The sequence below is a fragment of the Mesorhizobium sp. BR1-1-13 genome, assembly GCF_020165515.1.
GTDB lineage: Bacteria > Pseudomonadota > Alphaproteobacteria > Rhizobiales > Rhizobiaceae > Mesorhizobium.
Genome location: NZ_JAIUIH010000007.1, coordinates 119984 through 140414, shown reverse-complemented (window position 1 = coordinate 140414; position 20431 = coordinate 119984). Strand labels below are relative to the sequence as shown.

The following is a 20431-nucleotide window of genomic DNA, read 5'->3' as shown; positions in this document are numbered from 1 at the left end:
CTGCGGTCCCGGCAACGGCGGGAGGATGTTTCCGGGACCCTCGCCTGAAAGGACCGACACCATGACCGCCAGACGCGACATCGAAGCCATCACGGAGCGCATCCGCCAACGCTCGAAGGCGGGACGCGAGGCCTATCTCGGCCGCATCGCCAGCGCATCGAACCAGACCGCCAACCGGGCGGTGCTGTCCTGCGGCAATCTTGCCCATGGCTTTGCCGTGTGCAGCCCCTCCGAGAAAGTGGCGCTGGGCGCCGAGAAGGTGCCGAACCTCGGTATCATCACCTCCTACAACGACATGCTGTCGGCGCATCAGCCCTTCGAGACGTTCCCGGCGCTGATCAAGGAAGCGGCGCGGGAGGCCGGCGGCATCGCCCAGGTTGCCGGCGGCGTGCCGGCGATGTGCGACGGTGTCACCCAAGGGCAGCCGGGCATGGAGCTTTCGCTGTTCTCGCGCGATGTCATCGCCATGGCGGCCGCGATCGGCCTGTCGCACAATATGTTCGACGCCGCCGTTTATCTGGGCGTCTGCGACAAGATCGTGCCCGGGCTGTTGATCGCGGCACTGACCTTCGGCCATCTGCCGGCGGTGTTCATTCCGGCCGGGCCGATGACGACAGGCCTGCCCAACGATGAAAAGGCCAGGGTTCGCCAGCTCTATGCCGAGGGCAAGGCAGGCCGCGCCGAACTGCTGGAGGCCGAGTCCAAGTCCTATCATGGACCGGGGACATGCACCTTCTACGGCACGGCCAACTCCAACCAGATGTTGATGGAGATCATGGGCCTTCACACGCCAGGCGCTTCCTTCGTCAATCCGGGCACGCCGCTGCGGGATGCCTTGACCCGCGAGGCGACGAAGCGGGCCCTGGCGATCACCGCGCTTGGCAACGCCTATACGCCGGTCGGGCGGATGATCGACGAGCGTTCGATCGTCAACGGCGTGGTTGGCCTGCACGCGACCGGCGGCTCGACCAACCATACCATTCATCTGATCGCCATGGCCGCAGCCGCTGGGATCGCGCTGACCTGGCAGGATATTTCCGACCTCTCGGAAGCGGTGCCGCTCCTGGCGCGCGTCTATCCCAACGGGCTTGCGGATGTGAACCATTTCCACGCTGCGGGCGGGCTCGGCTTTCTCATTCGCGAGCTGCTCGACGAAGGCGTGCTGCATGAAGATGTGCAGACGGTATGGGGCGAAGGCCTGCGGCCCTACGCAGTCGAGGCAAAGCTCGGTGCTGACGGCAGCGTCGTGCGCGAAGCCGCCCCGCGCGCGAGTGGAGACGCGAAGGTGCTGGCGCCGTTCAAGAAAGCCTTTCAGCCGACGGGCGGCCTCAAAGTGCTGGCCGGCAATCTCGGCCATGCCGTCATTAAGACGTCCGCGGTGAAGCCGGAACGGCGCCTCATCGAAGCGCCGGCGAAGGTGTTCGACAGCCAGCAAGGGCTGAACGAGGCCTTCAAGGCCGGCACGCTAACCGGCGACTTCATCGCCGTCATCCGCTTTCAGGGACCGAAGGCCAACGGCATGCCGGAACTGCACAAGCTGACCACCGTGCTCGGCATCCTGCAGGATCGCGGCCAGCGCGTCGCGCTGGTCACGGACGGGCGCATGTCTGGCGCCTCCGGCAAGGTGCCGGCGGCGATCCATGTCACGCCGGAAGCGGTTGAGGACGGCCCGATCGCCAGGATCCACGACGGCGACATCATCCGGCTGGATGCGGATGCCGGCACGCTTGAAGTGTTGGTACCGGCGGCGGAATTCGCGCTGAGGCGAACAGCGGAAGCCGATCTCATCGGCAATGAGTTCGGTTTTGGCCGTGAACTCTTCGCCGGATTCCGGCAATTGGTCGGCCGCGCCGACCACGGGGCCAGCGCGTTTGGAACCGCCTGATCCATCTGCAAGGAATTCATGAAAAAGGGCGGTTCGGAACCGCCCTTCTTGCTTCGGGAACCCCGGCCATCATTCCGCGACGGCGATCTCGGTCCGTTCGCCGGCCTTGACTGTTACCGGCATCTCCTTGTCATGACCCTCATCCGACATATGCCGGACAACCACATAATCGCCGGCCGGGATCGTCTGCTGCCAGTTGTCGCCGTAGTTGAAGCCGAGCGATTTGCGCTTGCCCTCGATGTCCGTTTTCGACGAAAGCACCTCAATCGAATAAGCGCCGGGCGCCGATATTGCGAGCACGCCCGCATCGAGCACGACCTTCACATCCTGGCTGTCGCCGGCCTTGACGCTGAAAGGCTGCTCGACGACGGCGAGATCGAGCGTTGTCACCGCCACATAGTCGTCGGGCGGCAGCCAGAACTTGCTGTCGGCCCCATAGGAGTGGTCGACGCTGTCGCGGCTGCCGTCGATCTTCTTCTTCGCCTTGACGATCTCAAAGCCGATGGCCGAATTGTCGGCCTTGTCGCCGCCCGATGTATAGTACGCATTGAGCACGGCCTGGCCGACGCCGACCACGAGGTCCTTTTCAACGGTCTGCCCGGGGGCGAGCTTGATTGTTTCCGTCATCGTGCCGGCACCGATCTGCACCGTCACCTTCTGTTCGCCCGCCGGCACGATGGCCTGGGTGTCGCCGTAATGGGTGGTGCTGCCACCGGGATAGGCGAAATCGACGCGGGCTTCGCTGCTGATCTCGGCGCCCTGGCTTGCATGTGGGTGGATGATCAATGTGCCGGCGTTCAGGGTGAAGAGCGGCTTGTAGATCTGGCCGTCCTCGATCTTGACCATCTGCTCAACGTTGGCTTCGTCGTCGCGCGCAACGACGATATAGTCGCCGGGATCGAGTTTGCCGTTATAGATGCCGTATTCGGTGGTGACGGACTCGCCGCGCGAGCCGTCGGGGTTGGCTTTGTAGATCTCCCAGGCATTGCCGTCGGTGATCGGCTCGCCGCCTTCGGCCATCACGACGGTCGGCTGGAAATTGAAAGCAGGCCTTGCGGGCTCAGGTGCAGGGGCCGGCGCCGGTTCGGGGGCCGGTGCCGGCGCCGGTTCGGAGGCCGGTGCCGGCGCCGGTGCGGCGACGGTTTCGACCAAAGCTTCCCGCAGCGCCTTCTCGTCGGACGCCTGGATGTACTTGCCGCCGGTGTTGTCGGCGAGGCAAGCGATCTGCTTGCCTTCGTCGGCCGTAAGGCCAAAGCCGACAACGTCGGCTGTGAAATCCACGCCGGACGATTCGAGTTCCTTGCCAAGCGCGCAAGGGTCGCCGCCACAGGTCTCGAGCCCGTCGGTGATGAGAACGACGGTCGCCTTGTCCTCGGTGTATTTCAGCGCTTCGGCCGCCTGCTTGACGGCTGATGTCAGCGGCGTCTTGCCGAGGAATTTCATGCTGTCGGCCGCGGCCGAAATCGCGCTCGCCGAGCCGGCCTGCGGCGGTACGATCAGCTGGATATCCTCGCAACTGCCTTTCTCGCGATGGCCATAGGCCATGAAACCGAGTTCATCGTCGGCGGGAACCGATTGCAGCACGCTTCTCAGCGACTCACGGGCGATTTCGAGCTTGGGCCTGCCGTCGATCTGCGCCCACATCGACCCGGAAGCATCGAGGATGATGATGACCTTGTTCGCGGCAAAGCCGAATGTGGTCATCGACAAAAGGAGAAACGCCGCAGCGACGCTCCGTGCAAGTCCCGCCATCGAAATCTCCTGAGTAGCCGCTCCGTCCGCCGGCTGAAGCTATTTGAGCCCACCTTGGGACACAAGCCCGGACGCGGCTTGTCCGCGGCTTAGTAGGTGGTGCGGCGCTCTTCGGAAGGCGGGCGGCCAAACTGCAGCCGGTAGCTCTGGGCAAAATAGGAATGCGAGGTGAAGCCGGTGGCGATCGCCACGTCGAGGATCGGCATGTTGGTCTGGCGCAACAATTCGCGCGCCCGCTCCAGCCGCAGCCGCATGTAGTAGCGGCCGGGCGTGACGTTGAGGTGGCGCAGGAACAAACGCTCCACCTGACGCACCGAAAGGCCGGCCGATTTGGCGAGTTGCACCGCCGAGAGCGGCTCGTCGAGATGGTCGGCCATCAGTTCGACGATGCGCCTGAGCTTCTCCGACTTGCCGGTGAGGTCGCGCTCCGGCCCGACGCGCTGGCGGTCGCCGGCCGAGCGGATGCGCTCGTGCTGGAACTGGTTGGCGACGCCATTGGCGAGGTTCGAGCCGAAATCGCCGCGCACGATCTCCAGCATCAGGTCGATCGAGGTGGTGCCGCCGGCGCAGGTGTAGCGCTTGCGGTCGATCTCGAAGACGTTGCCAGTGCAGTTGATGTCGGGAAAGCGCTCGACGAAGCCGGCGCGGTTCTCCCAATGGATGGTGCAGCGATAGCCGTCGAGCTGGCCGGCCTCGGCCAGCAAATAGGATCCGACCGACAGCGCGCCGAGCGCATTGCCGCGCCGGCCCCAGCTGCGCAGCGCCGCCAGAACCTTGCTCTTGCCGGGAAATTCCGTGGTCAGCCCGACCGAGACGAAGAGGATGTCGACCGGCGGCAGGTCGGCAACGCTGTAGTCGATCTTGAGCGGCAAGCCGTTGGACGCCATCACCGGATCGCCATCGGCCGATACCGTCGTCCAGCCGTAGAAATCGCGGCCGAGCAGCCGGTTCGCCGAACGGAACGTGTCGATCGCGGCGGCCAGCGAGAACATGGAGAACTTGTCGACCAGCAGGAATGCGAATTGCCGGCCGCCTTGAACGGGATCATTCATGACCGGCCGTTCCAAGGGAATAGTTGGGTTCGGCAAAGCTGCTGCTTTCTGGTGGTCAGAAGGAGGGCCGTTTCAACCCGGCCGCAAGGTAGGCGGAGGCTAACGTATTGGCCATCAGCATGGCAATGGTCATCGGCCCGACGCCGCCGGGCACGGGCGTGATGGCGCCGGCGGCCTTGGCCGCTTCGGCATAGGCGACATCGCCGACGAGGCGGGATTTGCCCTCCCCCTTCTCCGGGGCCGGGATGCGGTTGATGCCGACGTCGATGACGGTTGCGCCGGGCTTCACCCAATCGCCCCTGATCATCTCCGGCCGGCCAACGGCGGCGACGAGAATGTCGGCGGTGCGGGCCAGCCCCGGCAGATCCTTCGTGCGGCTGTGCGCGATGGTGACGGTGCAATTGGCGGCAAGCAGGAGATTGGCCATCGGCTTGCCGACGATATTGGAGCGGCCGACGACGACGGCATTGAGGCCCGACAGATCCTTGCCGCGCACGCGCTCGATCAGGAGCATCGAGCCGGCGGGCGTGCAAGGAACGAAAGCGGTGTCGAGTTCGCCGGTGCCGAGCTTGCCGACATTGATGAAATGGAAGCCGTCGACATCCTTGTGCGGCGCGATCGCCTGGATGACCTTGCCGGCATCGATGTGGGCGGGAAGCGGAAGCTGCACCAGGATGCCGTTGATGCCGGGGTCGGCGTTGAGGTCGTCGATGATCTTGAGCAGCGCCTCCTGGGAGGTGTCCGCCGGCAGCGTGTGCTGGACCGAATGAAAGCCGCATTCCTTTGCGGTGCGGGATTTGGAGGCGACGTAGACCTGGCTCGCCGGATCCTCGCCGACGATGACCACGGCGAGGCCGGGCTGGGCCTTGCCCTTGGCGACAAGCTCGGCGGTCAGGGTCTTCACCGTCCGCACCACGTCTTCGGCAACGCTTTTGCCGTCAATCACTTCGGCCATATGAATCACCCCTCGATACGTTCCGCCAAACCGGCCGCGTCCGAAAATGCGGCGCTTTGGATCCTTTTCTCAAGCGTGCGCCGAAGCCTGCATGGCCCGGCCAGCCGGGCTGCATCTCCGGCAAGACACCGCGCGGCATTTTGACGAAAATTCGAACACGCAATCCCGTCAAAGCGCCGTCCGATGCCGTTTACGCGAAACCGGCGCGCTTTTGTTCGACACAGGAGACTATCTTGTGGCTCAGAAATAACGGCGGCCCGCGCGGCTCTCGGTAAGCTCGCGAACAGCCTCGCGAAATTCGCGCAGGCTGGCGCGAATTTCCTGGATCGACGCCTGCTCGGCGCCCTTCTCGGCGGCGGGCTGCTCCAGCGGCGCGACGGGATAGGCCGACGGCTGAGCCGGACCGGGTGCCGCCGGGTAGGGCATCGGCGCGCCATAGGGCGCCGTGGCCTGGGGATGGCCTGCCGGCGACCGCGTCTGCCAAGGCTGCATGTGCGGATAGACCAAGGGCTGCGCATAGGGATGGGACGAGGCCGGATACATCGCCTGATGCGGCATCAGGGGCGACCGCGATGGCGGTGCCATGGGCCGCGCATAGCCGGTGTCCGCGGCTGACTGAAAAGATGGCCGCGGATAGTCCGGAGCTGGCGGGCGATGTCCAAAGGCGGAATCTGGAGCCGGATAGTCGGGAAATGCAGGAATGTTCGCCGGCCGGCCCTCTTCGGCGACAGGGGCCGACGCAGATGCACCGGGAAACGCATCGTCCTGCGCCTCGGCGGCGGGCTTGCGGGACACAGCCTTGCGCAGCCTGGACATCAGCGCGCCCATCCGCCCTGGGCTCTCGACGGCAGCGGCCCCGGCCTGCGCGGCAAGCGGCGGCACTGAAGCTGGTGGCGGCGGCGGTGATTGCGGCGGCGATGCTTGCGGTATCGGCAGCGGAGGCGGCGCCCGGAATGCCTGGTCATCGAGCGGCACCCGGCGTTCCTCTATCTTGCGGTCACGGCGGGATCGTGACCCGGCGGTCTCACGCAGGCTTTCATAGGCGCCGCGCATGGCGCCGAGACCGACGCCGGAGGCAAAGCCCAGCAGCAGGCCGGCAAGCACCACCACGGCGCGCGACGGCCCGTTCGGCTCCAGCGGAATGGAGGCGGGCGATATGACGCTCATATTGGCGGTGTTGATATTCTTCTGCTCGCCGGTCTCCTTGGCGCGCAGGAGATATTGCTCATAGACCGAGCGCTTGGCCGAGGCCTCGCGTTCCAGTTCGCGCATCGAGACAAGGTCGCTGTTGACGTCGCCGCTGCGCACCTTCATCTGCGCCAGGCGGGAAGCAAGGTCCTGTTCGAGCTGAACCGAGCGTTTCAGGTCAACCTGCAGCGACGATGCGATGCGGCTGAGTTCGGCGACGATGCGTTCGCGCGCGCCGGTGAGTTGGGCCTCGAGCGCCTGGCGCTCGGGATGGCGCGGCCCAAGCCGGACCGCTGCCCGATCAGCCTCCTGTTTGAGCGTTGCGTACTGCGAGCGCAGATCGCTCATGGAGTTGGAGTTGATCTCTTCCGGCAAGGTGCCGCTGAGCACCGAATTCACGTTGACCTGACGTGCCGAGGCCGCGCGGGCGTTCAGCTCCAGCGTGCGGGCGCGGGCTACGGAAAGCTGCTCGTTGAGCTTGAGCATCTGGTCGTCGCTAATCAGGTGGCCCTGCGCGTCGACAAGGTCATGGGTGGCCCTGAAATCCTCGATTTTGCGCTCGGCGGCTTCGACGCCCTTGCGCATCTCGTCGAGTTTCGCCGTCAGTTCGTTGTTGGCCCGGCCGGCAGTGTCGGACTGGATTTCACCCGAAGTCTGCAGGAAGACCTTCGTCATCGTTTCGGCGATGAGTGCCGATTTCTGGGCGTCCTGCGTGGTGACGCCGATGGTGATCACGGACGTCTTGCCACCGCGCTCGACCGAAACGCTCTCGGCCAGGTTGACGATAGCGAGGGAAAGGCGGCGGGATTGGTCGACACCGCCCGGTCCGTCCTGGCGCAACAGGATCGAGCGGATCAGCGACATGACGCTGAGGCCGCCATTGCCTTGGCCGTTGAACTCGGGGTCGTCGACCAGGTTGAGCTCCTGGACAACCTTGTTCAACACGGTGCCGGAGGTCAGCAACTTGATCTGGTTCTCGACGTTGACGAGTGCCGCGTCGGGCATGACCACCGCCTGGGTGAGATCCCGGTCCGTAAGCTTCAGATCGCGCGGGTCGACGATGAGTTCGGTGGTGGATTCGTATTTCTTCGGCGTCGACAGGGCAATCGCAACGCCGAGCGCCGCGCCCAGCACCGTCGTGGTGATGATCAGCGCTTTTGACCTGGCGACGCCGCGAACCACCTGCATCGGATCGATCAGGGGCTTCCATTGCTGGCTGTCGGCATCCTCGCCAGGAGATGTTCCCGCTTCGCTCGCGCTCAGCGGTTCGGATGTGCTGCGCGGGGAATCGACGCTCGAGGCGATCTCAGGAACCGTCTCTTCGTAAGACATCGCCGGGTCGGAACCGCCGAGACCGGCCCCATGGTGCGAATGCGAAACGCCGGCGGACGCCGGAGCCGGCTCGTCGCCCGAATGCAAGCGTTGCGCTGCGGCGGATGCGGGAGGCGCCGGATTCATCTTCGCCTCGCGCTGCGAACGCGCCAGGCGATGACGTGTGGCGGCATCCTCGCGCCAGGACGGATTTGCCCGATCCCCTAGCGAGACCAGCGATGCCTCGTCCTCACCGCGCACGGCTTGGCCAAGCGCCAGCAAGGATCGCTCGCGCCTCCAGTCCTCACGATTTTCCCTGTCGCCCATTGTCGCGGAGCTTACTTTCAGCCGCCAGACAGCGGCAGTCGGCCATTTGTTAAGCCACGCTAAACAAGCATAGGAAACAAAAGGTTAATTTTAGGAGGCCGAAAGCATTGCTTGATGCCGGCTGCTTGGAATTTCAGCTGATGCAGGAAGATTCAGAAGGGCACGTTAAACTTTGCCGCCTATGGCTTTCCCTTGACCTATGACTGAGGCCAGCGACATACCGCAAAGGCGGCCCCTCGCCCGGATCGGCACCTTCGTGGCCGAAAGACGGAGGCTGGTTCGCGACTATTTTTCGGCGATCAGCGGCGCCGGCGGGCGGCTGGTGTTTTCACTCGCCTACTTCATCGCCTTGGCCAATACGCTTTCCGTCGCCGAGTTCGGCATGTTCGCCACCGCCTCGGCCGCCGGAGTGATGCTGTCGCGGCTTCTGGCCTTCGGCTTCATCTCGGCACTTTACCGCACCGCCACCATCCGCCCCAACCTGATCGGCACCTTCACCGCAGGCTTCCTGCTGCTCGGCATCGTCTCGTTGCCGCTGCTCGGCGCCGCCTCCTACATCGTCTACCTGATCTTCTTCGCCAGCACCGTGCCGCTGCCGGTGTTCGCGGCAATCGTCTTTGCCGAGGCGCTTCTCTGGCGGCCGGTGGAGGTGGCGCTGATCGTCAACAACGGGCTCGGCAAATTCGGCCGTGCCGCCGTGCTGGCGATCCTGGCGACGGCTTTGCGGGCCGCCGGCGCGGTGCTGTTCATGTTCTGGGCGCAACACAGCGTCTGGGTGTGGTCCTGGTTCTATATCGGCGCGAACGCGGCCTCGCTGCTGGTCGCGTTCGGCCTCTTCTATCCGCGCCAGCGGCTGCGGCTGCGCGGCGAGCTTTATCTCAGGCGGCTCGCCGATTCGATCTATGTCGCCGGCGCCGAGGTGCTGTTCTACCTGCAGATGGAATTCGACAAGCTTCTGGTGCTGGCGATCGGCGGGCCGCATCTGGCCGGCATCTATGCCATCATCATGCGGCTGGTCGACCTGACGGCGATCCCGATCCGCACCTTCTCCATGATGCTGGTGCAGCGCATGATGCGTGCCCCGGAGCTCTTGTCACGGCTGGCGGTCAAGAGCGGGATCGAAGGCGGCGTGTTCGCGGTCTCGACGCTAGCGCTGCTGGCGCTTGCCGTGGTGCTGCATTTCTTCCCCGGGGCGCTCGGCAAGAACGTCTCGGAGGCCGCTCCCCTGGTGGCGCTGGCGATCGGCGTTCCGGGACTGCGCAATCTGGTCGAATACCAGGCGGAACTTCTGTTTGCGCGCGGCCAGACGCTGGTGCGGGCGCTCAATCTCGGCCTGCTCGCCGCTCTCAAGGCGCTGCTGCTGACCTATGTGCTGACAACCATTGCCGACACATCGAAGCTGGTGCTGTCGCTCAACGTCGTCTTCCTGCTGCTCTATCTCGCGTCGATGCTGCTGACCTATTCGGCGCTGCGCAAGCCGGCGAAGGCGATCTGATCCTTCATCCGGGCAGTCTTTCCGAGAATCGACCGCTTTTCAGGATCAGGACCGGTCGAGCCCAATCAGCCGGCGGATGCGGCCGGTGTCGGTGCCGATGAAGGACTGCATCCCGATCGCCACCTGTTCGGGCGCCATGGCGGCAACGAAGCGGCGGAATTCACTGTCTGACAGCGCCTCGCCGGTCCAGTGGACGCGGCAGAATTCTTCCGAGCCATGGAAGTGCCCCGCGCCATCCAGCAGATCGTCGACATAGCGGCCATAGATCATGCATTCGGAGAATTTGCGCGCCGAGCCGACGACCTCGACCCAGTTTCGGCCATGCACCTCCTCGATCCGGCTGCACATGGCCAGCACGGTATCGCGGCGCCAGGCGATCAGCGTCGAAATATAATCGTGGACCGAATTCCTCGACGGATCGATGCCGAGCGCGGAACCGGCATTGCGCGACCATATGCGATGCTCGTCATGACCGCCCTGCGCAAGCACGCCGTCGCGGCGGAACAACCGCACCTTGCCGTCACGCCAGAACGCGCCGCAATCGAAAGGCTTCAGGAAGGCTACGTCGGAATCGCAAAAGACCAAGACGTCCTGGCATGCATGCGCCGCTATGGCGATGCGGCGCAGTTGCTGCACGTGCCAGCCGCGCAGCGGCTGTGTCTTCAGGCTGAGCCAGACGCGCCGCCGGAACAGGCTGAGCGGATCGTCGAAGACATGCAGCCAGCGCGGCAGCAGCTCACGTTCGTCGATGATGGATCGGTTGGCGCTCTCCAACCGGCGAAACAATTTGACGTCGCGGCCTTCGACCAGAATGTAGTGATGGGCGACGCCCGTGACGTGCCGGTCGAGGGTTTCGCAGAGCAAGCGGCAACGCTCGAAATCCGGCGCATAGCTTGCCGTCACCATGGCTGCCGTCGCCGTTGCCCGAAGCAGTCCGGGTTCGGCGATCGCGCCTGGGACGAACCTCTCGTTCAACGGACGTCTCCGGCGGCTTGGGGCCGGTTCAACACTTTCTGTTTGAGGACCCGCCACAGGAACAAGGGGTTGCCGACCACATAGCGGCGCCAGAGCCGTCCCGGCTCGACCGCCAGCCGAAACAGCCACTCCAGCCTGAGGCGCCGTATCCACAAGGGCGCGCGCGGCACGGCGCCGCTGAGAAAATCCAGCAGCGCGCCGACCGCGACCGGCAGCGTGCAGTGGCGCTCGTCGATGTGCCGTTCGATCCACAATTCCTGGCGCGGCACGCCCATGGCGACCAGCAGCATATCAGGCCGCAGCGCCGCGATGCGTTCGATGATTTCCGGCTCCTGCGCAGTGGAGAAGTAGCCGTCATGGATGACCACGAATCTGTGCTGGACGGCGATCGCCGCGAGCTTCTTCGACGCGGCCTCAGCATTGACTTGCGTCGCGCCGAGCAGCCCCACGGTCAGCGGCCGGGTCACCGACCGCAGAAAGGCCGGTACGAAGTCGGTGCCGTTGAGATTGTCCGGGAACGGCGCGCCATAGAGAAGCTGCGCTGCGAGATCGACGCCGATGCCGTCCGGCAGGATGAGAAAATCGTCGAGCGCCTGGGCGAACACCGGATCGGTGTAGGCGAGATTGGCGTTATGGGCGTTGAGGAAGCTGACCTTGGTGAAGCGTCGTTCCGCGATCAGCCGCGTCAGCAGGGCGATCGCGTCGTCCCAGCGAATGGCGAGCACGGAGATGCCGAAGATCGTCTTCAATGTGTCGGGCCCGAACGAGGCGCGGGCGGCGTGCATGTTCATGCAAACGCCTCCTGCATGACCGGACCGAGCTTCTCCAGGCCAAACCGGATGGCGGCGTCGAGCGCCTTGAGCTGCCGGCGGTGGAACGCGCTGCCGTCAACGTCTCTTATGTCGGCCGCCGCGGTCTCCAGCGCCTTGGCAAAGGCGACCGGATCGTCGGTGACGGCGCAATTGACCGGGCGATGGTCGATACCGCGCAGCGCGTGGCTGGTGGCGACGGCGGGCAGGCCGAGCTCGAACGTTTCGATCGTCTTCAATTGCACGCCGCTGCCGGCGGTGCTGATGAGCGGGATGACAGCGCCGCCGCGTATGAAAGCCTGGGCGTCCGGCACGCGTCCGACGAAAGCGACGCCGGGATGCGTCGAGGCGATGTCAGACGGGATGCTGCCGGCGATCCTGATGCGGAAGTCCGGGCGCAGATGCGGCACCACCTTGTCCAGGAACCAGCTCAGCCCGATGCGGTTCGGCTGCCAGGTCCAGGTGCCGATCAGCGCGGCGTCGCACTCGATCTTGCGCGGGCCGTTACGCGCCGGTGGCCTGGCGCCCGTCACCAGCGGCAGCACCGCCGAGCGGTCGTCGGAGGCCACGCCAAGTGCCGAACGGTCTTCCTCGGCCAGCGTGAAGACGAAACGCGCGCGGCGGCACAGACGCTCTTCCACGCTCTCGAGCAGCCTTGCCTCACGGCGAAACAACAGGCGCTGGAAGATGCCCGGGGCGGCAGCGGCATTTTCCCGCGCCGAAAGATGCTCGACATTGTGGGCGACGAAGATCGAAGGCCGCTCGTCGAAGAGCTTTTCGAAGGCGCCGGCGAACTGCACGGAATTAAGCACATAGCCGTCGAAGGGGCCGGCGCGCTCGATGGCGGCGAGGACTTCGGCATCGGAGACCGCACGCACCTTGGCCGACGCGAAGGTGAGGCCCGAAAGCATCGCCTTGCCCACCCAGGCAAGCTTTTGTAGCGCTAAAGCATTTTCGGTGCGCACGTCCAGGGCACCCAGCACGATGGTGTTTTCAGGATCGGCCGCGGCTTTCCCCGGCCAGATGAAGCCGATGACGGTGACGCGCGCGCCGGCGCGCCGCAAGGCAGCGATGATTGCAGCATTGGCGATCTCGTAGCCCGATGCGAGAGCGCCATCGGGCACGATCGATGTGGCGAACAGCAGATGCATCTCACCTATCCTGTGGTGCAGCCGGTAGCAAAGCGCGGTGAACCCTTGATTAAACGCGCGCGCATCGGCGGCCCAAAACCCCGGCTTGAAGGGCCACTCCGTGAAAGGTGATTAACGAAACGTTATCGTCGTGGTGCTAACAGAACGCGACCCACCATGCGGCTGACACGGATGATCCCTTTGCCATCGGACGGTTCGGTATCGATCGCGGGACGATCCCCCCGGCTTGACACGGATGCCGTCGAAGCCGTCGTCACCTTGCCGACCTTCAAGCGGCCGGACCAGGTCCTGCAAACGCTGGCGTCGCTGCGGGCGCAGCAGACCGGCAGGCGCTTTGCCGTCATCGTCATGGAAAACGAGGCCGAGGCGCGTGCCGGCGCCGAGGCGTCGCTGCCGCTGTTCGAGCGCGGCGACATACCGGGCATGGTGATCATCGCGCATCAGCGCGGCAATTGCAGCGCCTACAATGCCGGCTGGCAGACGGCGATCCTGCACTTTCCGAATTTCAGGCACCTGCTGGTCATCGACGACGACGAGATAGCCGATCCGCACTGGCTGGAACGGATGTGCGGGGCGGCCGAGAGCCTTGGCGCCGATATTGTCGGCGGCCCGCAAGTGCCCGACTTTGCCGATCCCGCCCATGCGCGCTGGGCCGAGCATCCGGTCTTCGCGCCGCCCTACCGCAAGACCGGCCTCGTGCCGGCGCTCTATTCGTCCGGCAATCTCCTGATGGGGCGCAACGTGCTTACCGCGATGGGCCCGCCGTTCCTCGACCTGAAATTTAATTTCATGGGCGGCGGCGATTCCGACTTCCTGAGCCGGGCGGCGCAGCGCGGCTTCGTGCTTGGCTGGTGCGCCGAGGCCAGCGTGATCGAGACCGTCCCGGCCCGGCGGGTCGAGGCCGACTGGATCCGCGCCCGCAGCCTGCGCAACGGCGTGATCTCGACGCTCGTCGAAAAGAAGAAACGCGCCGGCACCCCGCTGGCCGGCGTCAAGGTGTTGCTGAAGAGCCTGGCCCTGCTTGCCGCCTCGCCATTTCGCGGCGCCGCCAGGCTAGCACGGACAGGATCGCCCGCGGCCGCCATCTACCCTGTCCATGTGGCGCTGGGCCGCGTGCTGGCCGAATTCGGATATGCCAATGAGCAATACCGCCAGCCTGAAAAGAACTGAGCGCGCGCCGCTCAGCGCAGCGTTCACGCGCGACGGCGTGGCAACCGCGATCGCGGCGCTGCTGTTCACCGTCATCATGGTGTCCTTCCGCCCGTTCCAGCCCGCGGGCGCGGAACTCACCGGCGAAGGCGGCGACATCGTCAACCAACTCGGCTTCGGCTCGCTCGGCGCCGTTTCCATCTTCTCGCTGATGGCTTTCGCCGACCCGCGCATCGTGCGCTCGCTGCTCAGCCCGTCCTGGATGCTGATGCTGGGCTTCTTCTTCCTGTCGGTGGTGTTGGCGACAGACCCGCCCTCGGCGATGCGCGCCGCCTCCTTCACCATGATCGGCATCCTGACCATGGCGACCATCCTCGTGCTGCCGCGCGACGCGGACGCCTTCTCGAAGGTCATCATCTTCACCGCCGTGGCGGTCATGGGCCTTTCCTATCTCGGCCTCATCGTCTTTCCGCACGAGGCAATGCACACGGCCGATTCGCAGGAACCCGAACATGCCGGCCTGTGGCGCGGCGTCTTCACCCACAAGAACATCGCCGGTCCGGTCATGGCCTGCTTCAGTTTCGCCGGCCTCTATCTCTTCCGGCGCGGGCAGCGGTTCTGGGGCGCCGGAATTTTCTTCGCGGCGATGGTGTTCATGCTGCACACCGGATCCAAGACCACGGCCGGCCTGGTGCCGTTTTCGATCCTGATCGTCATGTTTCCAAGCATCATCGGCATGCGGCTCGGCACGCCGATCCTGTTCGCGCTGGCGATTGTCGCTACCGCGGTCGGCACGCTGGGCATCGTTTTCCTGCCGCCGGTGAAACAGTTGGCGGCGATCTATTTCCCCGGCCTGACCTATACCGGGCGCACCACGCTCTGGGAGTTCGCCGGCGAGATGCTGGCGAAGAAACCGTGGACCGGCTACGGCTATGAGAGTTTCTGGGGAACGCCGCTGCTGCTCAACCAGGATCAGCCTTTCGACCGGCCGTGGGATATCAGGACCATCGTGCACGGCCATGACGGTTATCTCGACATCGCCGTGCTGATGGGCATTCCGGCCCTTTGCGTGGCGGTCTACACTTTCCTGATCGCCCCTTTGCGGGACTACATGCGCATTCCCTTGCGCAAGGAAAACATCTATCTCGGCGACTTCTTCATGATGGTTGTGCTGTTTGCCGCGCTCAACGCCTTCCTCGAAAGCTTCTTCTTCCATCGCGGCGATCCGGTGTGGCTGTTCTTCGTGCTCGGCGTGCTAGGGCTCAGACAAGTTTCGCTGCGTCCGATCGCGGTGCGCAACGCCGGTCGTGGCGCGCGATTGGGCCACTCCACCTGACAGGGCTTCCCCGTTGATCCGCGAGCGTTTATGTGAAGCCTTTCCTCGGAGGGCTTTCGATGACGATCAGGCTTGTTCTCGCCGGCTGCGGCAATATGGGTTACGCTATGCTCTCGGGCTGGCTGAAATCCGGCAAGCTTGCACCGTCGGCCGTTTTCGTGGTCGAGCCCAATGCCGACCTGCGCCAGCGCGCGGCCGCACTCGGATGCGGCACGGCTGCCGACGCCGCCAATATTCCGGCCAATGCCGTGCCTGATCTCATCGTCATCGCCGTGAAGCCCCAGGTGATCCGCGACGTGACGGCCGCCTACAAACGTTTCGGCGAGGGGCGCACCACTTTCGTCAGCATCGCCGCGGGCACGCCGGTCGCCACCTTCGAGGAAATCCTGGGCGACCGCGCGCCTGTTGTGCGCTGCATGCCCAACACGCCTGCTTCCATCGGCAAGGGCATGATGGTGGTGTTTTCCAATCCGCTGGTTTCCGACGACACCAAGCGCTTCGTCGCCGACCTCTTGTCGGCCAGCGGCGAAGTGGCCACCATCGACGACGAGGGACTGATGGATGCGGTGACCGCCGTATCGGGATCGGGCCCGGCCTATATCTTCCATTTCATCGAAGCGCTGACCGTGGCCGCCGAGAAGGCGGGCCTGCCGGCGGCTACCGCCAGGCTGCTCGCCATGCAGACCGTCTATGGTGCCGCGTCGCTCGCCGCCGAAAGCGGCGAGGAGCCGGGCCTGCTGCGCCAGCAGGTGACCAGCCCGAACGGCACGACGGCGGCCGCGCTGGCAGTGCTGATGGGCGATGACCGGTTGACAAAGCTGCTGACGCAGGCGGTCGAGGCGGCTCGGCTGCGGTCGATCGAACTGGGGAAATAGAGCGGATGTCCGGTTAGATCGTTTCACCGTTTCATGGAAACGGTGAAACGATCTAACTCCGTGTTTTGACGCAATTCTGGACGAAAAACCGCTCACACTTTTCCTAGAATTGCTCTAAGCGAGATCCGTGTGTGAGAAGTCGTTGCCTTTGTAGAGCAAAGCCGAACCGTGGCCCTTCGCGCAAGCATAGGACAAGCAATCGGCAAGGTTGATCTGCGCGGGGTGCCCACGTCCCTTTCCGTAGTCTGAAAACGCATGGATGGCGAGTTTGGCATCGTCGGCGCCGATCGGCACAATTTCGATTTCGGCTTCGCGCAGAAACGCTTCTATCGCCGTTTCCGCAACCAGCGGCTCGACAGCAAGCATGGTGGAAAGCCGCATCGCTGCCTCAAGCACCACCAGCGCGGAAGTAATCTTGCGTGGTGCTGCCGCGATCCTGTTACTCCATTCGCCGGCATCCCCTTCTGCCGAAAGAATTGCGACGACCACGGAGGTGTCGACGAACATCAGGGATGTCCCCACATGTCGTCGATCTCATCCTTGTTCACAGGCCGGCCGCCCTGGCCGGCTTTGGTCTTAAGGTCAACGGCGATCGCCGACAGCCGCTTTGCCAGGGGAATGCGTCCGCTTTCCCGTTTCAATTCCGACTCAAGCGCTTCGATAACCGCTTCGGTCATTGAAATCTTGCGTTTGGCGGCGAGCCGCTGTGCCAATTCACGTGCCCGCGGGTCTCTGATCTGGAGGTTCATTAATCGATCCTCAGCGACAGTTGCCACTACAATATAGTGCACTTGTCATGACAGCGCCACAGCGGCCTATTTTCCGTACAGCATCTCGTCCTGCAACTTGCGCAAGGCGAAAAGTCTCGTCGTCTGGTCGGGCGCGGCGTTGTCGGCCGTCAGCAGCTCGCCTTTCCTGACCGGTTTCAGCACCTTGCCGCCTTCGAGCAGGCCGACCGGCACGCCGCGCCGATCGCCAGCGTCTTCGACGGTCATTGTCCAGGAGCGATAGCAGGTTTCGCCAATCGCATCGAAGGTTTCGCCGGCTATGAGGTCGCGCTTGGCGACGGCGCATACCTCGGCGACCGGCCTTGGCAGCGGCACCATGTCGGGCTTGCCGAAGAGCACGATGCGGGCTGCCGTCAGCGGGACTTCCAGCGAGGTGAGATGGTAGGGCCGGAACAGGCTGTAATAGGGACCGTGGCCGATATGCAGGTCGTCCATGCGCTCGACGATGCGCGGATGGGTCGCCTCGACGATGACGAAGACACCGGGTGCCACACCCTTGCCGACGGTGTAGTCGACGACGCCCCTTTTCATGAGCAGCCCACCATGCTCGCGCGGGATCAGCACCTTGACGAGGTCGTCGCGGTCGGCCTTCGGGCCGTGCATGCCGGGCACGTCGGGCACCAGCCCGGTGGCATTGGCGATGGCGCACATCTCGACCATGGTTTTCGAACCATCGACGAACTCGACCAGCATGCGCGGATTCATGTTGCGGCGGATGGCTTCCGCGCGATAATCGTCGGGCATGGCATCGTGGTTGAGCGGGTTGTTCTTGCCCTTGCCGGCGGAGACGATGGTCAGGCCCAGGGCGGAGGCGAACTCGATCAGCTCCATGCAGCTCGAGGGCTCGTCTCCGGCGCCGACCGAATAGACGACGCCAAGACGGTCGGCCTGTTGCTTGAGATAGCAGCCGATGGTGACGTCGGCCTCGACATTCATCATCACCAGATGCTTGCCATTCTCCATCGCCATCAGGTCGAAGTCGGCGGCGACGCCGGGCTTGCCGGTGGCGTCGATGACGACGTCGATCAGCGGATTGGTGACCAGCATCTCGTTGGAGGTGATGGCGATCTTTCCCGACTCGACCGCCGCGGTGACTTTCGAAGCTGTATCGGCTTCGACGGCCTTCGCTTCGTCACCATAGGCGATGCGGACCGCTTCGCGCGCCGTATGCGGACGTCTTGTCGAGACCGCGCAGACCGAAATGCCGGGCATCAGCATGCCTTGCGTAACCAGGTCGGTGCCCATTTCGCCCGAACCGATGACGCCGATGCGCACCGGGCGGCCCTCGGCGGCACGGCTGGCGAGATCTCGGGCGAGCCCGGTCAAGGCGACATTGGTCATGCGGGGATGTCCACAGCTTCATGGTTCGCCTCGGATTAGCAGGGAATAGCTCCCCCTTGCCAACGAAACTGGCTTTGGCCCGTCAATTTCCTTTGAAATGGCGCGGTACCGACGCGCCCGCCACGGTCCGACTGGCCCAAAGCGGGCCCCGAACCCGGGCAACAAGACCTGATGAGGGCCAGTCCGCTGTGCCGGCAGTTTCTCATGATAGGAATTTTTTCTTGACTAGGTGAGGGCAACTATGCTACATATTTGCCCATGGTGCTGAGTTGCGCCAAGGGCCCGCCGCACAGGCGGGTTTTTCCGTTCAATGGTCCGTCAAGAGCGCACAGGTGAAGGCTCCGTCAGCCCGGATTCGTTTGCCTTGGGTTCAAAGACTTGCCAATTGACATTGCCTTGAACTGCCTCAATAAAACATTCGTTCGCCAGCGAAGGCAAATGTTCATCCCGCATCATCGAGCGGGACGCATTCCGGCTCGCGGGCAGAACGGGGAGTGCCTTTGCGCCGAGGTTGGCGGCAAAGGCGTTGGAGGTCAACGGAGCATCATTTCGAACCCGGGGGTCGGGCTCGGTGCTCCAGGGGAGGACAAATGGATACTATTCTTGCGGGCCTCAAAGGGGCCATCGACACGCTCGGCGCAACGGTGCTGCTGCCGATCGTCATTTTCATCATAGCCGTCGTTCTGGGCGCAAAGGTCAGCAAGGCCTTTCGCGCCGCGGTCACCATCGGCGTCGCCTTCATCGGCATCAACCTCGTGCTTGGCCTGATGTTCACATCGATTGGCGACGTCGCCAAGGCCATCGTCACCAACACTGGCATTCATCGCGACATCATCGATGTCGGCTGGCCGTCGGCGGCCGCCATCGCCTTCGGCTCGTCGGTCGGCCTCTGGGTCATCCCCGTCGGCATCCTGGTCAACATCGTGCTGTTGCTGACGCGCATGACGCGCACGCTCAATGTCGACGTCTGGAACTTCTGGCACTTCGCCTTTGTCGGCTCGCTGGTCGTGGCGGCGACCGACAATCTGGCGTATGGCATCGCCATCGCGGCATTGGTCGCGGCGTTGTCGCTGCTGTTCGCCGACTGGTCGGCGCGAGCGGTTCAGCAGTTCTACGGCGTGCCCGGCATTTCGGTGCCGCACCTGGCCTCGGCGCAGATCCTGCCGATCGCCATCATCCTGAACTGGATCATGGACCGCATTCCCGGCATCAACCGCATCAACATCAACACCGAGACCATCGAGCGCCGGTTCGGCGTGTTCGGCGAACCTGTCGTGCTTGGCTTGATCATCGGTCTCGTGCTCGGCGCCATCGCCTTCTACAATGCGGGCGATCTCGGCACGGTGCTGGCCAAGGTGCTGGGCACCGGCATGACCCTGGCGGCCGTGATGCTGCTTTTGCCGCGCATGGTGAAGATCCTGATGGAAGGGCTGATCCCGGTTTCGGACGCGGCGCAGGAATTCGTGCGCAAGCGTACCGGAGACCGCGAGCTTCTGGTGGGCCTCGATTCGGCGATCCTGATCGGGCATCCGGCCGCGATCTCGTCGTCGCTGATCCTGGTGCCGATCGCGATCATCCTGTCGGTGATCCTGCCGGGCAACCGCGTCATCCTGTTCGCCGACCTGGCGGTGATTCCCTTCATCGTCGCCATGACCGCGCCATTGGTCAAAGGCAATGTGTTCCGCATGGTGGTGATCGGCACGGTGACGCTGGCGATCGGCTTCTACGTCGCCAACGCGCTGGCGCCTCTGTTCACGAGTGCGGCCGTCGCGTCGGGCTTCAAGCTGCCGGCGGACGCGCTGCAGATCACCTCGGTCGTCGACGGCTTCCTGTGGGTGCCCTATGTGATCATCGAGGCGATCCAGGGACTTGGCCTTGCCGGCATCGTCGTGATCGCCGTGGTCATCGCGGCATTGTTCGTCCTCTATCGCCGCAACACGCTCGGCTGGGAACGGGCAGCGGGCGCCGAGGACGAGCCGGCCGAAGGCACGGCCTGAGCCTCATCACGCCTGACGTTTGAAATGATCGTGCGCCCTCCCCGG

At 64.3% G+C, this 20431-nt stretch carries 17 protein-coding genes; 6 read left to right on the top strand and 11 right to left on the bottom strand.

Translation table 11 applies throughout. The features are described from left to right. Positions 1 to 61 precede the first annotated feature (61 nt). Positions 62 to 1885 carry a phosphogluconate dehydratase gene (edd, locus tag LB533_RS17870; RefSeq protein ID WP_224677847.1) on the top strand — a complete coding sequence of 608 codons (1824 nt, stop codon included), beginning with the start codon at positions 62 to 64 and terminating at the stop codon, positions 1883 to 1885. 69 nt (positions 1886 to 1954) lie between these two features. Here edd and LB533_RS17865 read toward each other — a convergent pair whose 3' ends face one another. From LB533_RS17865 to LB533_RS17850, 4 genes are all read right to left on the bottom strand, one after another. Then, entirely contained in the window at positions 1955 to 3637 is a 1683-nt protein-coding gene (locus tag LB533_RS17865; RefSeq protein WP_224677846.1) for a vWA domain-containing protein, read from the bottom strand. An 89-nt stretch (positions 3638 to 3726) separates the two neighbouring features. Further along, on the bottom strand, positions 3727 to 4689 hold the full coding sequence (locus LB533_RS17860; RefSeq protein ID WP_224677845.1) for a GlxA family transcriptional regulator: 963 nt from the start codon (positions 4687 to 4689) through the stop codon (positions 3727 to 3729). 55 nt (positions 4690 to 4744) lie between these two features. Beyond that, positions 4745 to 5644 (bottom strand): bifunctional methylenetetrahydrofolate dehydrogenase/methenyltetrahydrofolate cyclohydrolase FolD, encoded by a 900-nt coding sequence (folD, locus tag LB533_RS17855; RefSeq protein ID WP_224677844.1) that lies wholly within the window; start codon positions 5642 to 5644, stop codon positions 4745 to 4747. Between the two features lie 240 nt (positions 5645 to 5884). Then, entirely contained in the window at positions 5885 to 8470 is a 2586-nt protein-coding gene (locus LB533_RS17850; RefSeq protein WP_224677843.1) for a Wzz/FepE/Etk N-terminal domain-containing protein, read from the bottom strand. A 199-nt stretch (positions 8471 to 8669) separates the two neighbouring features. On the opposite strand from LB533_RS17850, the gene LB533_RS17845 reads away from it, so the two are divergent. Further along, positions 8670 to 9965 carry a lipopolysaccharide biosynthesis protein gene (locus tag LB533_RS17845; RefSeq protein WP_224677842.1) on the top strand — a complete coding sequence of 432 codons (1296 nt, stop codon included), beginning with the start codon at positions 8670 to 8672 and terminating at the stop codon, positions 9963 to 9965. Positions 9966 to 10010: 45 nt separating this feature from the next. Here LB533_RS17845 and LB533_RS17840 read toward each other — a convergent pair whose 3' ends face one another. The 3 genes from LB533_RS17840 to LB533_RS17830 are packed head-to-tail and all read right to left on the bottom strand — an operon-like array spanning position 10011 to position 12900. Beyond that, complete coding sequence (locus LB533_RS17840) at positions 10011 to 10940, bottom strand: DUF6492 family protein (protein ID WP_224677841.1); 930 nt, start codon at positions 10938 to 10940, stop codon at positions 10011 to 10013. Then, complete coding sequence (locus LB533_RS17835) at positions 10937 to 11731, bottom strand: WecB/TagA/CpsF family glycosyltransferase (RefSeq protein WP_224677840.1); 795 nt, start codon at positions 11729 to 11731, stop codon at positions 10937 to 10939. The genes LB533_RS17840 and LB533_RS17835 overlap by 4 nt, the downstream gene beginning before the upstream one ends. Beyond that, positions 11728 to 12900 (bottom strand): glycosyltransferase family 4 protein, encoded by a 1173-nt coding sequence (locus LB533_RS17830; RefSeq protein ID WP_224677839.1) that lies wholly within the window; start codon positions 12898 to 12900, stop codon positions 11728 to 11730. Before LB533_RS17830 ends, LB533_RS17835 begins: the two co-directional genes overlap by 4 nt. Positions 12901 to 13071: 171 nt before the next feature. On the opposite strand from LB533_RS17830, the gene LB533_RS17825 reads away from it, so the two are divergent. The 3 genes from LB533_RS17825 to proC are packed head-to-tail and all read left to right on the top strand — an operon-like array spanning position 13072 to position 16260. Further along, positions 13072 to 14070: a glycosyltransferase family 2 protein gene (locus LB533_RS17825; protein WP_224677895.1), complete on the top strand. Its 999-nt coding sequence runs from the start codon at positions 13072 to 13074 to the stop codon at positions 14068 to 14070. Continuing rightward, positions 14039 to 15385 carry an O-antigen ligase family protein gene (locus tag LB533_RS17820; protein ID WP_224677838.1) on the top strand — a complete coding sequence of 449 codons (1347 nt, stop codon included), beginning with the start codon at positions 14039 to 14041 and terminating at the stop codon, positions 15383 to 15385. Before LB533_RS17825 ends, LB533_RS17820 begins: the two co-directional genes overlap by 32 nt. Positions 15386 to 15444: 59 nt before the next feature. Next, positions 15445 to 16260: a pyrroline-5-carboxylate reductase gene (gene proC / locus LB533_RS17815; protein WP_224677837.1), complete on the top strand. Its 816-nt coding sequence runs from the start codon at positions 15445 to 15447 to the stop codon at positions 16258 to 16260. 114 nt (positions 16261 to 16374) lie between these two features. Here the strand turns inward: proC and LB533_RS17810 are convergent, their stop codons facing one another. The 4 genes from LB533_RS17810 to LB533_RS17795 form a co-directional block, all read right to left on the bottom strand. Then, entirely contained in the window at positions 16375 to 16767 is a 393-nt protein-coding gene (locus LB533_RS17810; protein WP_224677836.1) for a type II toxin-antitoxin system VapC family toxin, read from the bottom strand. Next, entirely contained in the window at positions 16767 to 17009 is a 243-nt protein-coding gene (locus tag LB533_RS17805; RefSeq protein ID WP_140643210.1) for a type II toxin-antitoxin system VapB family antitoxin, read from the bottom strand. Before LB533_RS17805 ends, LB533_RS17810 begins: the two co-directional genes overlap by 1 nt. A 66-nt stretch (positions 17010 to 17075) precedes the next feature. Next, on the bottom strand, positions 17076 to 18389 hold the full coding sequence (locus tag LB533_RS17800; protein WP_224677835.1) for an NAD(P)H-dependent oxidoreductase: 1314 nt from the start codon (positions 18387 to 18389) through the stop codon (positions 17076 to 17078). 318 nt (positions 18390 to 18707) lie between these two features. After that, complete coding sequence (locus LB533_RS17795; protein WP_224677834.1) at positions 18708 to 18926, bottom strand: hypothetical protein; 219 nt, start codon at positions 18924 to 18926, stop codon at positions 18708 to 18710. A gap of 53 nt (positions 18927 to 18979) precedes the next feature. Here LB533_RS17795 and LB533_RS17790 point away from each other — a divergent pair, with 53 nt between their 5' ends. Continuing rightward, positions 18980 to 20386, top strand: a complete 1407-nt coding sequence (locus LB533_RS17790) for a PTS galactitol transporter subunit IIC (protein ID WP_140562198.1) — start codon at positions 18980 to 18982, stop codon at positions 20384 to 20386. The last annotated feature ends 45 nt before the right edge of the window (positions 20387 to 20431 follow it).

Bases quoted from the DNA above. Each gene is read 5' to 3' on its own strand.
- edd (WP_224677847.1), top strand. From the start codon at position 62: ATGACCGCCAGACGCGACATCGAAGCCATCACGGAGCGCATCCGCCAA.
- LB533_RS17865 (WP_224677846.1), bottom strand. From the start codon at position 3,637: ATGGCGGGACTTGCACGGAGCGTCGCTGCGGCGTTTCTCCTTTTGTCG.
- LB533_RS17860 (WP_224677845.1), bottom strand. From the start codon at position 4,689: ATGAATGATCCCGTTCAAGGCGGCCGGCAATTCGCATTCCTGCTGGTC.
- folD (WP_224677844.1), bottom strand. From the start codon at position 5,644: ATGGCCGAAGTGATTGACGGCAAAAGCGTTGCCGAAGACGTGGTGCGG.
- LB533_RS17850 (WP_224677843.1), bottom strand. From the start codon at position 8,470: ATGGGCGACAGGGAAAATCGTGAGGACTGGAGGCGCGAGCGATCCTTG.
- LB533_RS17845 (WP_224677842.1), top strand. From the start codon at position 8,670: ATGACTGAGGCCAGCGACATACCGCAAAGGCGGCCCCTCGCCCGGATC.
- LB533_RS17835 (WP_224677840.1), bottom strand. From the start codon at position 11,731: ATGAACATGCACGCCGCCCGCGCCTCGTTCGGGCCCGACACATTGAAG.
- LB533_RS17830 (WP_224677839.1), bottom strand. From the start codon at position 12,900: ATGCATCTGCTGTTCGCCACATCGATCGTGCCCGATGGCGCTCTCGCA.
- LB533_RS17825 (WP_224677895.1), top strand. From the start codon at position 13,072: ATGATCCCTTTGCCATCGGACGGTTCGGTATCGATCGCGGGACGATCC.
- LB533_RS17820 (WP_224677838.1), top strand. From the start codon at position 14,039: ATGAGCAATACCGCCAGCCTGAAAAGAACTGAGCGCGCGCCGCTCAGC.
- proC (WP_224677837.1), top strand. From the start codon at position 15,445: ATGACGATCAGGCTTGTTCTCGCCGGCTGCGGCAATATGGGTTACGCT.
- LB533_RS17810 (WP_224677836.1), bottom strand. From the start codon at position 16,767: ATGTTCGTCGACACCTCCGTGGTCGTCGCAATTCTTTCGGCAGAAGGG.
- LB533_RS17805 (WP_140643210.1), bottom strand. From the start codon at position 17,009: ATGAACCTCCAGATCAGAGACCCGCGGGCACGTGAATTGGCACAGCGG.
- LB533_RS17800 (WP_224677835.1), bottom strand. From the start codon at position 18,389: ATGACCAATGTCGCCTTGACCGGGCTCGCCCGAGATCTCGCCAGCCGT.
- LB533_RS17790 (WP_140562198.1), top strand. From the start codon at position 18,980: ATGGATACTATTCTTGCGGGCCTCAAAGGGGCCATCGACACGCTCGGC.